The following is a 230-nucleotide window of genomic DNA, read 5'->3' as shown; positions in this document are numbered from 1 at the left end:
CCCCCGGTGACCACGATCTCTTCCTCCGACGCCCACACCCCGCGCCGGGGCAACACCCGGGTGCGGATCTGCTGGATAAGGGAAGGATCGTCCCGGGCGATGAGGTCCGGGGCCCAATCGCGGATCTCCATGACCGCCAGCTCCTTCATGCAACACTCCCGCCACTCGGCGGTGGGAAAGAGCGACGGATCGAACTGGCCATCGATGAACGGATAGGGAAACTTCTGCCA

General features: G+C 64.8%; 1 pseudogene. It reads right to left on the bottom strand.

Features of this window, described 5'->3' with window-relative positions:
- Positions 1-230: pseudogene (locus tag ACTFO6_RS20145) on the bottom strand (PLP-dependent aminotransferase family protein); the annotation flags it as partial.

It is taken from the genome of Pelomicrobium sp. G1, from assembly GCF_051905455.1.
Taxonomy (GTDB): domain Bacteria; phylum Pseudomonadota; class Gammaproteobacteria; order Burkholderiales; family UBA6910; genus Pelomicrobium.
The sequence above is the reverse complement of the archived record's forward strand: the minus strand, read 5'-3'. Positions and strand labels throughout refer to the sequence as shown.